Below are 12,988 nucleotides of genomic sequence, written 5' to 3'. Positions count from 1 at the left end.
AATATGAGGTGAATACGAATATGGAAATTTCAAAACAAACAGCGCTAATTACAGGAGCTAATCGTGGACTCGGTCGTCATTTAGCACAAGAACTACTTGCTAGAGGAGCCAAGGTTTATGCAGGGGTTAGAAACCTGGAAATGATTGATCTTCCTGGAGTTATTCCATTACAGCTTAATATTACAGATGAAAAATCAATTGCTGCAGCAGCGGAAATTGCGAAAGATGTAACTTTATTAATCAATAATGCTGGATCCAATACAGAAGCCGCGCTGCTTGACGGTGAAATGGAAAAAATTCGTTTAGAGATGGACACACATTTTTTTGGCAACCTCTCAATGATTCGCACATTTGCCCCGATACTTGAAAAAAATGGGGGAGGGACAATCCTTAATATTCTATCAGTTCTCTCATGGTTGAGCATGAACGGAGGAGGAGCATATCAAGCAGCAAAATCAGCGGAATGGAGTTTGACGAATACGTTTCGCTTAGTTTTGGCACCTAAAAATATTCTTGTTTCTGGCTTACATGTTGCATATATGGACACGGAAATGACAGCTAAAATTAAGGCTTCGAAAGCTAACCCTGCGGACATTGCTAAGATTGCGATCGACGGTATAGAAGCCGAAAGTTATGAAATTGTAGCAGACAATTTGAGCCGAATGGTACAGCAAAATTTATCTGGCGGTGTAAAAGCGATATACCCACAATTGTTTTAAGAATAAGTAATCACGTGCAAGACTTCGTACTAGAATAAATACGCTTAAATTAACTGCAAATATGGATTTATAGATAGGAGAATCTCCTCAATGATGTCGCGAACAATAGAAAAGTTGCTCGCACCATGGAGAATTTTTAGGGATTAAAAAAAACATCAAATTAAAATATATTATCAATCGTTCGCTGTCAATTTTTGTCACCAAAGCGAATGATCAAATCTGAATAATTAAAAAGGGAGAAATAACAATGAGTAAAGTATGGTTTATTACAGGAACTTCGACAGGATTCGGAAGACAATTTGTGCAGCAGTTGCTTCAAGCAGGAGAAAAAGTGGTCGCTACAGCGCGCAAACTTGAAGCTATACAGGATTTTAAAGAACTGGCACCGGATCGTGTTCACCTGGCTGCTTTGGACGTGACAAACAAGGAGCAAATACAATCCGCTGTTCAAGAAGCCGTTGACGTTTTCGGGAAAATCGATATTGTCGTTAATAATGCCGGACACGGACTCTTCGGTATGCTGGAGGAGTATACGGATGAACAAATCCGCACGCAGTTTGACGTCAATGTGTTTGGTGTACTAAATGTCATCCAAGCGACACTACCTATCTTTAAACGTCAAGGATCGGGACATTACGTAAATTTTTCATCCTTTTTCGGAACTTGGTCAATGCCTCCGTATAGCCTGTACTCTGCATCCAAGTTTGCAGTTGAAGGCTTCTCTGAAGCGTTCGCACAAGAGTTCGCACCCTTTGGAATCAAGACGACTATTGTAGAGCCTTCCGTGTACGCAACAGAGTTTTTTGGAGAAGGGATGCAGCATACCGATAAGAAACAAGAATATGCTCCGCTATATGAAGCATACGAGAAAGGAATGTCGAACCTCAAGGTCGGCGACCCGGCAAAAGCAGTGCAACTGATCATTTCCGTTATTAATAGCGGCAATTCACCACTTCGCTTACCGGTTGGTTCTCAAGCTGCATACACGATACGCGAAGCTTATAGTAAGCGTCTTGAAGAGGTCAATACATGGTTTGAGCGTGCGGCTGAAGCGGACTGAATGAATAACAGGCTGAAACATAAACCTAGGTCTTAGACTTTTTTTAGAGACTTTAACCGAAGCAGTTTCTTTATTAATGGAACAGTCTAAAAACACTTATTAATATTTATTCGACTAATCCATGAATTAGTCGAATAAAGTAAAGGAGCTGATGATTATTTTACTCCTTTTTAGCAATCAACCACCTGAGAAAGGTGGTTTTAATATTAGATCTAAATAGAAGCAGTAAGAATTCAAATCAAATTTTATAGTTGAAATAATCACATAACTTATAAGAAATAGCCGTTTTAGTTTTTATAATATTCTATCTATCTTTATTGAAAGAGTATTATAAGGATAGTTTTCAAAATGTGACAAATTATCTATTTTTTATTAAATAGCTAACTTTTCAAGTTACTATAACATTGTACAAATTAAATTGTTTTGTTATCAAAAATCCTTAAAAACACAGATTTATATTGATTTTCCTTCTAAAATCTTGCCTCATTTTTCTTTATTGATAACTGAAATGAATCACTATGATAACGAGAATGTCATTTACTCAAAAAAAATATCACCATATAATAACCTTAACATTTTGAATAGTCTAAATTTTAACGTTTTTATTAATGTTTTAATTCCACTATCCTAAAATGCAAATTATGATAGAGGTGATGCTTAAGAAAACATTAGATTATCTGAAAGATAGAAACAAACAGCACCAAATACTAAGTTCTCGCTCTCCCATTCTCAAATATCACTACAATTTCAAGGGTGAAACACTGGATAAGACTAGCTCCAAAGCTGATGTTACAGCAGAAGGAAAAATGGACTTTACTAGAAGAGAAAGTTGTAACAGTTGCTGTGAATGTTCACTGCCGTGAAAGCAGGGGCTACTCATGTACAATTCTATCTTAGAACTGTTGTTTTTAAACGTTGAATAAATATTACTAAAGACGCACTTGTTTTAGGTCAAATATCAAGATGAGTTAAGTAGGAGGAAAGTTGATAATGAGGAAGAAAAAAGGTTTTCCTTACAAAGTAATTACTACAGCAACTTTAGCAGCAATATTGTTAACGTCAACGGGTTTTGCAAAAGAAACAAAAAGTAACACTGTTCCAGCTCCAAGTATTGAAGACATTGTAAAAAAAGGCCAGAAAATTTTCTTAGATGAAGAGAAGCATTTAAATGAAGATCAAGTAAAAGATCTAGGTTATAAAGATTTAAGTAAAAATGGTATTGTTAAAGCTTATAATCCAAATGAACAAGTACGAGTAATAGTTGAGGTAGATCAACCAGAAACTACTGATATTTCTCTAAATGAAAAAAAGAAGCAACAAAAGCAAAAGCAAGATGACGTTATAGCAAAAATTTCAAAGCAAAGATCTGTTTCCAAGGTAAAAAATCGTTTCTTTGAAGGCTTTAATGGGTTTAGTGTTGAAACAGAATTTCGTAATGTTAAAGAAATACAAAACACACCTGGGGTTGCAAATGTACATATTGCAAGGACTTTTGAACCGTCAATGGGTGCAAGCAAAGAATTGGTACAAGCTCAAAATGTATGGCAGCAATATGGTTATAAAGGTGAAGGGTTACTAGTTGGAGTTATAGATTCCGGAATTGATTATACTCATAAAGATATGACACTTACTGAAAACGGTAAAAAAAAGGAAAAATGGACAGAATCAAATATCCAAAATAAGTTCGCTGAAACTAAAGTAAATGAGAAATGGTACAGTGACAAAGTACCTACTGGTTATGATTGGGCAGATGATGATACTGATGTAATACCTCATGGTCAATATGGAAGCCCTCACGGTACACATGTAGCAGGTACAGTAGGAGCAAATGGTGACGAATCAAATGATGGCGTACAAGGAATTGCGCCGGGTGTGCAACTTTTAGCTGAAAAAGTGTTTTCTGATAATGGCGAAGGAGCTTATGAGGATGACATTATCGCTGGTATTGAACACGCAGTAACTATGGGAGCAGATGTTATTAACATGAGTTTAGGAACTGATGCTGGATTTGTTGGTGAGGACGACGATCCGATTCAGAAGGCAATTCACGTAGCAACAGAACATGGCACACTTGTAGTAGTTGCTGGTGGGAACGCTGCTTACAGTACTAAAAATGATCTAATACAATCTTCTTTACAACCTTATGAAGAAAATCCAGATATTGGTACAGTTAGTGAACCAGGTGTTAGTCCATATGCAATTTCTGTAGCTTCATATGAAAATTCGAAAATACATATGAACACCCTTGAAGAAGAAAATGGAATTCAGCTCCCATATCAAGATCAAACCCAGTTTAACTTTAAGTTTTCTAAAGTTTTATCTCCATTTGAAAGTTACGAGATGATTTATGTAGGTGAAGGTAGAACTGAAGATTTTAATAATAAAGATGTTACAGATAAAATTGTTATTGCAAAACCAGACCAAATATATGGATCATACAGTCATATTCAATACGAAGCAAGTAGAAAGGGTGCTAAAGCGGTTATTTTAGTACCATCGAATAAAGATGTTGACTATCCATTTGTCTATTTTAGTCCTTATTTTACACCAGCGGCAACAACAGGCAAAGCAATCGGTAATACGTTAATTTCTAAGTTAACAAGTGGTTATATCGTTAAAATGAAATTATCAAAAGGAATTTATATTGATAATCCAAGTAAAGATACAATGTCATATTTCTCATCTTACGGAACTCCACATACATTAGACTTTAAACCTGAGTTATCAGCACCAGGCGGTAATATATATTCAACTGTTCCAGGCAATGAGTATGAGATTATGAGTGGAACATCAATGGCAACCCCACATGTAGCAGGTGGATCTGCACTATTATTACAATCTTTATATGAAAAAGGTTTAATCCATTCAAAGGAAACAGCTTTAAAAGCTAAAATTGCATTAATGAACACGTCAAAAATTATACAAGACCCACGGACAAATTCTGAAATTCCTTACTCACCACGAATTCAGGGATCTGGTTTGATGCAAATACAAAATGCAATTAAAACACCTGTACTCGTGACAAGAGAAAAAACTCCTCTAGAACAAGCAGGATCAGTTGCATTAAAAGAGATTAATAGTAATAATGTCCAATTTAAATTGAATTTAGATGCACTTCAAAACAATAAAGATAAAGAAAAAGAAGAATTCGAATACAAAGTTTATGTAGATGTCCTTACAGACGGCAAAGAAACGAAAGAATTTGACTTAGACAATGATGGTACATTGGATTCTAAAGAGTATTTAACATTAAAAAGTGAGCGAATACAAGGGGCTATAGCTTCTGTGAATGGAGAAAAAGTATCTAACTCACAAGGAAAGATATTAAAGATTAAGACAGGACAAAACAAGAATCTCGATATTCAAATTGAATTACCTTCTAAATTAAAGAAAGGGATCTTTGTTGAGGGATATGTACGACTAATTCCCACAGGTCAAAATGCAGATTTAGCTGTTCCAATTTCTGTACCATATATGGGCTACTACGGAAAATGGGATCAACCACATAATATTGACCCTGTGGCATGGGATAAAGATGCTTTCTTGGGTTATACAGCTCTTTGGAATGATGAACCAGGTTCAGAAGGTACATTCCCACTTGGTTATGATCCGAAAACAGGAACATTTAACAAACGTCGAATGGTTATTTCTCCGAATGCAACCTTTAAAAATGTTTTCTCAACTTTTACGACACTAAGAAACTTACAAAAGACTGAAATGTATATTGAGAATGAAAAAGGTGAAATGATTCAATATCTTGGTGACTTTAGTGAATATACTGGAAAGCCATGGAAATTCCGTAAAAATATTATGTCTTATAGAAACTATTTAAATGGTGGTTATTTGTGGGATGTAAAAGACCAAAATGACCAAGTAGTCAAAGATGGTAATTATAACTATGTAATAAAAACAACACTAGATTATAAGAATGCTAAACCACAAGTTGTAAAATTGCCTATTCAAGTAGATTCTGTTGCTCCAGTCGTTTCGGATATTAAAGTACAACCGAAAGATGGACAATATGAAATCTCTTTCAAAGCAGTAGACAATGAAAATGGTAGTGGATTTAAAGTTGGAATTATTTGGTATAACGGTAAATATAAGCCTTTACAGATTGGACAGACATCAGTCCTTGTAAATGAAGAACCAAAAAGTGTTGTCGTATTGGGCTCTGATTATGCTTATAATCATGGATATTCAGTGTGGGGAGACCCTTCATATATTAATGAGGAAATGCTAGTTAGCTACTTTAGTGTATGGCCAAATGAAAATATTTCTGCAAGTACACCTGCAGGAATCAACGCATTTGCTAGTAACAATGTAGATTGGACAATCAATATTAAAGATATTAATGGAAAAGTAATTGATTCTATGGTTGTTGAAAATGAAACTGAAATTCATTTGAACTGGACGCCTGAATTAGATGTTCCAAATGGTACGTATTTTGTTTCAGCAGACGTTGTAAATAAACAAGGTTTTAAAGTTACGACAACCTCACAAACTGTTACTGTAGTACAATAAAAGAATGAAAAAATGCCAGTCTCTACGAGTTGGCATTTTTTTTAAAACTTTAAATTGATATTAAAAGTATTTCAAACAAAAGCTAACGATTTTTGGTTCTAGGATAGTTAATTGGTTTGTCATCAAAGATTGGATTATTAGTTATCTCGATTGTCATACTAGAATCTATCCCAAAAGATGTAGTTTCGAAAGAACAAAAGCTTGCAAAACATAAGATATCACTTGGAGTTCCAAAAAAAATACGTTCCCATTTTTGGTCGATGTCAGGACTTTCTATTTTTACAGTATTTACGATTCAAGGAACAGCACTTGCTCTAATTCCTACTTTCGTGAAAAATGTCATTCAAACATCTAATTTATTTATTTCTGGTTTGATCTTTTTTATTCTATTAGGTGGTGGTGCATTCGCACAGTTTATTCCTAGACCTTCCCAACCGGTTACACGAATTAGGTGGGGGATCTTGCTATTAAGTATTGGTTCTTGGTTGATTGTTACATCTGGTTTTACAGCAAGTTTACACTTATTATGGATCAGTATATTCATACAAGCACTTGGTGGTGGATGGACTTTCCAAAATGCACTATTTTTGGCAAGGCAACTGCCTGAACCTGAAGCAAAACCACGTGTGATTTCGGTTTTCTGGATGTGTGCGTATATTGGATTCATTGTGCCTACAGTTGTTGTTGGAGCACTTACAAAAATTTACAATTTAAACATTTCTCTTATCGTGTTAAATCTGTTTTCTTCATTGATTGTCGTTTATGTATTATTGTATTCAGTTAGATTTAAACGAGTCACTTCCAGTCCTTCAATACCTAATTAAGGGCATAAAAATGTTATAAAATAACTAATATTAAGGGTAATTGATAATATTTTCATTTGAAATACAACTCGAATAATAGGCAAAACATTATCGACATGACATTTTCAGTATTTCATAAGCTTTCTTTATTTGATTTTTTGAGAATGTTCGTTCTAAATAGTGGGATTCTAAATTCGATTTATTAAGGAATTAGCAAAAATACTTGATTTTAATTTACTTCCAATGATTTTAAGAAAAACTTATTCGTTCTAACTTGAAAATTTATTAATAGATACTTCCGATAAAAAAATACTCAAATTTTTATTATTTACAACTTAGAAACAAGTTGTGTCTAAATTCGAAACATCCAAATCTTATAATTCTTTTATAAGTTTCAAAGGGGGATCTCTTATTAGACTATTTATGAAAATTCAAAACATCAAAAAAGGATTTAAAGGTTTATATATTGAGAAAAATAGTTTAAGGAGATAAAAAAAGAGCAAGAATCGAAAATATTAGCAAAGCAGCATGTGGGGGAACTTACTTTTATGAAATATTTAGTTAATTCTATTTTTATTATCTTACTATTATCTTTAAACGGTTGTAGTAACCAACACCATCATCACAATGATTCTAGTCCTAAAAAAGAGTATCACCAATCAAATAAAGAAAATGCTAATAATCAGATAAACAAAACATCAGATGTACCTAAAAATGTTATATATAGAACGAAACAAAATAATGCAATTAGAACCGTTTCACACCCTGATGTAATTACAGTTTTAGTAAACAAAAAATATTTTTTATCTCAAAACTACGTTCCAAAGGATTTAGTTTATGCAAATGTTTCATTCATTTTTAAAGAAAAGATTGAAAAGCGAAAAATGAGAAAAGAAGCAGCAATAGCATTAAAGAAATTATTTGAAGGAGCTAAAAGAGATCATATACATTTAAGTGGTGTCTCAGGATATCGCTCCTATGCAACTCAGAAAGTTATTTTTAATCGATACGTTAAAGTAGATGGATATGCGAACGCAAGAAAGTATAGTGCATTACCAGGTTCTAGTGAACATCAAACAGGCTTATCAATTGATGTAAGTAGTAGCACTGGAAAATGTGCGGCTTCGAGCTGTTTCGCGAATACCAAAGAAGCCAAATGGCTTGAAAAAAATTCATCAAATTATGGTTTCATTATTCGGTATCCAAAAGGTAAGGAGCAAATCACAGGATACAAATACGAACCTTGGCATATTCGATATGTTGGGGTTGCACCGGCTAAACAAATGAAAAAAAGAAACATAACGTTAGAGGAATATTTAAACGTCTATCCGGTTTCAAAATAAAATGTCTAAGAACATATAAAATATAGGAAACTATCCTTTGTATTACTAGTAGTGTTGGCCAGACAAGCATTGGTTAACACTACTTTTTTAATTGGGTGTATCTAAACGCTCTTTTTGCGAATGGGTCGATTCTATAGATACCTCGTATAAGGAGAAGTTTGTAGATTAAATCGACATTGAGAACGATGTTTTATTGACATTTAATTGCACATAGGAGAAGAATAGGAGATTAAAGATGTGGTATACATAATTATTTAGTGTTTAGATGAAACTTTAATAAACAAAAGAAAAAGGTTTGAAATAATCTTAGTCAATCAAACCTTTTCCTTTTTAAAAGCAATTTATTCAATTATTTATTTTTTTTATCATCATAAACATTTTTAATTTCATCAATTTTATCAACTTTATGTTTTACCCCATAACCTTTATTTACTGTCAAAACAAAAGCACCGAATACAACAAAAATTATGATCCCACCTATAACATAAACAGCTGTCATTGACATAATATTACCTCCAATTTTATTTTTACGCTCCAGATAATTAATCATTTATACTGTTTTAGGCATATCCCCAAACCATACAGAGTAAGGTACCGAATACGGTAACTAGTGCGATTGATAATGCATAAAAGATATTTGTATAAATAGCCCCTTTTTCTCTTGTTTCACCTGCATGCATAAACACTACTATTTGAAGACTCGCTTGTAAAAATGCTGTTACAAGCAATATTGTCATTCCAACTGCAAATGACAGGTTAAAAAAGTATACTACAAGTGCAATGCCAGTTAGAATCATTGAAAAGGCAAAGCCTTTAACTTGCTTAAGCGGAAATAATTCTTTCATGTTACATCAATCCTTTCAGATAAACAAAGCTAAAAATGAAGATCCATACAACGTCTAAGAAATGCCAATAGAGTGAAAAGATAAATGTTTTATTAGCAATTTCTGGAGTGATTCCTCTTTTTCGAATTTGTAACAAGATAAATAATCCCCAAAAAAATCCAAGTGTAACATGAGCCCCATGTGTACCTAAAGTTGTTAATAGAATTGCAGTAAATGCGCTTGTTTGTAATCCTGCACCCATATGCATATAATGTAAGAATTCTGATATCTCAAAACTTACAAATACTAAACCAAGAATTAGTGTAATCGCAAGAAATGACATTACTGCAGTTTTTCGACCAATACGCATAGCATGAATAGCTAATCCTATAACAAAGCTACTCGCTAATAAAACAAACGTTTCAATTAATACCGGTGTAATTTCAAAAATTTCTGCCCTAGTAGGACCATGTCCAGTACGATTGACTAATGTAAAATAAGAGGCAAAAAGAGTTCCGAAAAGCATGATTTCTGCACCTAAAAAGATCCAAAAACCTAATATATTTATTTGATTTTGCTCCGTACTATATTCTAATGGAAGTGATTTTATTAATTTCATCGTTTAGGCACCTCTATATTCATTTTCGTTTTCCATAATTTTTTCTACAGGAATATAGTGACCCTTATCAATTTCAAAAGAACGAAGCCCCATACAAACAAATATTCCTATTACAGAAATAATTACAGGAATCCACATTGAAAAGACAAATGAGAATCCAAAAACAAATAAAATACAGCCCATGATAAAAGGTGCGCCACTATTATTTGGCATATGAATTTTATCATAATGCCCTTTATAGATCGGTATTCCTAATTTCTTCGCATCCCAAAATGCTTCTATCGAATTTACTTCAGGGGTAATAGCGAAATTATAAGAAGGAACAGGACTATGAGTTGCCCATTCTAAAGTACGAGCATCCCATGGGTCTGAGCTAATATTTCTAGATGAATGACGAATACTATAATAAATGTTATACACTAATAAGATAAACCCTATAGCCAATACGATTGCTCCAATAAACGACAATAAATTCAATGGACCAAATCCTGTAGACTCTGAATAAGTATACATACGACGAGCTTGACCATTTAATCCTGTAAAGAACATTGGGAAAAATGTTACGTTAAAGCTAATTGCGATAAACCAGAATGCCCATTTTCCAATTCGTTCATTTAACATAAAACCAAACATTTTAGGCCACCAGTAGGTAAGTCCAGCAATCATGGCAAAAACAACACCGGGAATGATCGTGTAATGGAAATGGGCTACTAAAAACATCGTATTATGGTATTGATAATCAGCGGCAGACATACCTAGCATTACACCAGTAACTCCACCAATCGTGAAGATCGGAATGAAACCTACAGAATATAACATCGGTACAGTAAAAACGATTTTACCTCTCCAAAGCGTAAACAGCCAATTAAAAATTTTTATTCCAGTTGGAATGGCAATTGCCATTGTTGTAATCGAGAATATACTATTCGTTAATGCACCTTGACCCATTGTAAAGAAATGATGAGTCCAAACTAAGAAAGATAGAAACGATATAATTAACATAGAATAGACCATTGATTTGTATCCGTATAAATTTCGACGTGCAAATGTGGAGATGATCTCACTATAGACACCAAAAGCAGGTAAAACTAGGATGTATACTTCTGGATGTCCCCATATCCAAAAAAGATTTGCCCAAAGCATATCCATCCCACCATTTGTCGTTGTAAAGAAATTTGTACCAAATAGTCTGTCCATCGTACCCATCAAAAGAGCCACTGTTAAAACAGGAAATGCAAATATTACAATCACATTTGTCGTTAGAGCAGACCAAGTGAAAATCGGCATTTTAAAAAGTGTAATACCCGGTGCCCTCATTTTTAAAATCGTTGTGACAAAATTAATTCCAGAAAGTAATGTACCAAGTCCACCAATTTGGAGTGCAATCATATAATAGTTTGTGCCAACTGATTTACTCAGTTCATTTCCAGCTAGTGGGAAATATGATGTCCATCCTGCATCTGGAGAGCCACCTATTACAAATGAGATATTTAATAACATCGCCCCCATAAAAAACAACCAAAAGCTTAGTGCATTTAAACGCGGGAATGCTACATCACGTGCACCAATTTGAAGTGGTACAACAAAGTTCATTAGAGCATAGATAAATGGCATTGCCATAAAAATAATCATGACAAGCCCATGTGTCGTAAATATTTCGTTATAATGCTGTGCATCTAATAGCGTATTTTCGGGAACGGCCGTTTGAGCCCGCATCAAAATGGCATCTACACCACCACGAAAAAGCATTAGCAGTGCAGATAATAGATACATAATCCCAATTCGTTTATGATCAACGGTTGTTAACCATTCTCTCCATAAATAACCCCATTTTTTGAAATAGGTTAAACCAACTACAATAGCAATTACAGTTACCCCAATAGCGATCATCGATGCATAAATAGCGGGGTTTGGGTTTGGAATCGCAAATCGATCGAAAAATTCCATAATACATGAACTCCTTTAACTACATTTATATTTGAAAAATACCGAAAGATTAATGACCAGAGTGTTTTGAATTCATTTCCATTTCAGAGTCCATATCATTTTCACTAGAATGATGTTTATGACCTCCTTCATTTGGAGGTAAGTACTCCAAATGAGTTCCAGTAAACGTTAATTCTCCAAGGTGACCTGGTTTTAACAACTGTGTGAACTTTTCTTTCGTTAGAGGTGAAGCGGTTTTCTTAACATCTTTTACCCATTGATTAAATTTGTTTACAGGGACCGCTTCGACATTAAAAGTATTTTCTGCAAACCCTTTACCACTGAAATTTGCATTACGTCCCATATATTCACCTGGAACATCAGCAGCTAAGTATAATGTAGTGACCATGTCTGACATGGCATATTTTTGTCCTCCCAATTGTGGAATCCAAAAACTTGTAATTGGTCCGTCAGAATATAGTTTAAATTCTAGTGGTCTATTTGTAGGAATATATAAATAGTTTACCGTCTCAATATTTTCTTCTGGATAACTGAAATGCCATTTCCAATTAGATGAAGTTGCGTAAATGATTAATGGTTTCTTATTTGCATATCCAGTCGGGGCAGACTCGACCTTATTGTTGCTTTGTACCGAAACGATTGAAAGAAAAATGATAATCAATACTGGAATCCCGACACAAATCATTTCAACCATTACACTACCTTTAATTTTAGGAGGTTCATAATCGTTACTTTGCTTAGATGAACGATATTTAAATAGCATATAACCTAAAATAAGGAAGACGACCAAGACAATAAAAGACATAATCCAAATGGATAACATAATATCTTTAGCTTGAATTTGAGCTTGAGGTCCTTTAGGATCTAACACCTTTACTGGTTCGCAACCAGATAACAAAATGAGAATAGAAATAAAAAAAGTTTGTAAGGTCCATTTATTCTTCATGAACAAAATCCTTTTCAATTTTTATTTTCATAACGTTATTGAGTAAATTTGATTCACAATTGGTTAAAATATAGAACCATAAATATTGAAAGTCAACGAAATCAGAATTACTGTCAATAAATGTTCACAATAAAAAAAAAGTTAATTTACCAGTATTTGAAGTGATTTTTGATTTCAAATTCACGTATCATCAGTTGATATTTCTG

At 33.8% G+C, this 12,988-nt stretch carries 10 protein-coding genes; 5 read left to right on the top strand and 5 right to left on the bottom strand.

The genetic code is table 11. The annotated features are described in order from the left end of the window. The first annotated feature begins 8 nt into the window (after window positions 1–8). The 5 genes from V5E38_RS09245 (at window position 9) to V5E38_RS09225 (ending at window position 8,446) form a co-directional block, all read left to right on the top strand. On the top strand, window positions 9–719 hold the full coding sequence (locus V5E38_RS09245) for an SDR family oxidoreductase (RefSeq protein WP_499213039.1): 711 nt from the start codon (window positions 9–11) through the stop codon (window positions 717–719). A gap of 247 nt (window positions 720–966) precedes the next feature. Next, the gene (locus tag V5E38_RS09240) at window positions 967–1,779 is read left to right on the top strand and encodes an SDR family oxidoreductase (RefSeq protein ID WP_499213038.1); all 813 of its coding nucleotides are present in this window, start codon (window positions 967–969) and stop codon (window positions 1,777–1,779) included. A 990-nt stretch (window positions 1,780–2,769) separates the two neighbouring features. Next, window positions 2,770–6,300, top strand: a complete 3,531-nt coding sequence (locus V5E38_RS09235; RefSeq protein WP_499213037.1) for a S8/S53 family peptidase — start codon at window positions 2,770–2,772, stop codon at window positions 6,298–6,300. 116 nt (window positions 6,301–6,416) lie between these two features. Continuing rightward, window positions 6,417–7,124: an MFS transporter gene (locus V5E38_RS09230; protein ID WP_499213036.1), complete on the top strand. Its 708-nt coding sequence runs from the start codon at window positions 6,417–6,419 to the stop codon at window positions 7,122–7,124. A gap of 527 nt (window positions 7,125–7,651) precedes the next feature. Next, on the top strand, window positions 7,652–8,446 hold the full coding sequence (locus tag V5E38_RS09225; protein ID WP_499213035.1) for a M15 family metallopeptidase: 795 nt from the start codon (window positions 7,652–7,654) through the stop codon (window positions 8,444–8,446). Between the two features lie 349 nt (window positions 8,447–8,795). On the opposite strand, the gene ytzI is transcribed toward V5E38_RS09225, so the two are convergent. The 5 genes from ytzI to qoxA are packed head-to-tail and all read right to left on the bottom strand — an operon-like array spanning window position 8,796 to window position 12,782. Then, on the bottom strand, window positions 8,796–8,951 hold the full coding sequence (gene ytzI / locus V5E38_RS09220; protein WP_335492483.1) for a YtzI protein: 156 nt from the start codon (window positions 8,949–8,951) through the stop codon (window positions 8,796–8,798). Window positions 8,952–9,006: 55 nt separating this feature from the next. Continuing rightward, entirely contained in the window at window positions 9,007–9,291 is a 285-nt protein-coding gene (gene qoxD / locus V5E38_RS09215; protein WP_499213034.1) for a cytochrome C oxidase subunit IV family protein, read from the bottom strand. Between the two features lies 1 nt (window position 9,292). After that, window positions 9,293–9,889, bottom strand: coding sequence for a cytochrome (ubi)quinol oxidase subunit III (gene qoxC / locus V5E38_RS09210; protein ID WP_499213033.1), 597 nt, complete (start codon window positions 9,887–9,889; stop codon window positions 9,293–9,295). 3 nt (window positions 9,890–9,892) lie between these two features. Continuing rightward, window positions 9,893–11,836, bottom strand: coding sequence for a heme-copper oxidase family protein (gene qoxB / locus V5E38_RS09205; protein WP_499213032.1), 1,944 nt, complete (start codon window positions 11,834–11,836; stop codon window positions 9,893–9,895). 49 nt (window positions 11,837–11,885) lie between these two features. Continuing rightward, window positions 11,886–12,782, bottom strand: coding sequence for a cytochrome aa3 quinol oxidase subunit II (gene qoxA, locus V5E38_RS09200; protein ID WP_499213031.1), 897 nt, complete (start codon window positions 12,780–12,782; stop codon window positions 11,886–11,888). Between the last annotated feature and the right edge of the window lie 206 nt (window positions 12,783–12,988).

The organism is Rossellomorea sp. GAMAL-10_SWC, from assembly GCF_049568075.1.
In the GTDB taxonomy this organism is placed as follows: Bacteria; Bacillota; Bacilli; order Bacillales; family Bacillaceae_G; genus Gottfriedia.
Note: the sequence above shows the minus strand (reverse complement) of the source record. Positions and strands in the feature narration are given on the sequence as shown.